We start from the raw sequence: 209 nt of genomic DNA, 5'->3' as shown, positions 1-209 counted from the left end.
ATGTCAACAATACTTGTACCTAATTTTGTCCAATCTTGGCTTTGTGCTGCGTCTACTGTATTTTTAATTGCTTCTACTAATTTAGTCATTTGAATTTCTCCATTCTTTTTTTATTTTTAAATGTTATTACATTAGAATCCTAAGTATTTACCTAGAATGCTTACACCATTTGATACGATATCAACAATGCTTGTACCTAATTTTGTCCA

The 209-nt window shown here is 29.2% G+C and carries 2 protein-coding genes; both read right to left on the bottom strand.

Annotated elements, in window-relative coordinates; translation table 11 throughout:
* On the bottom strand, nt 1-89 hold an 89-nt coding region (locus HMPREF2930_RS09535), incomplete at its 3' end, for a beta-class phenol-soluble modulin (RefSeq protein ID WP_070508303.1).
* 42 nt (nt 90-131) lie between these two features.
* On the bottom strand, nt 132-209 hold a 78-nt coding region (locus tag HMPREF2930_RS09530; protein ID WP_141743930.1), incomplete at its 5' end, for a beta-class phenol-soluble modulin.

Origin of the sequence: Staphylococcus sp. HMSC068C09 (genome assembly GCF_001813735.1) — a bacterium.
GTDB lineage: Bacteria > Bacillota > Bacilli > Staphylococcales > Staphylococcaceae > Staphylococcus > Staphylococcus hominis.
The sequence above is the reverse complement of the archived record's forward strand: the minus strand, read 5'-3'. Positions and strand labels throughout refer to the sequence as shown.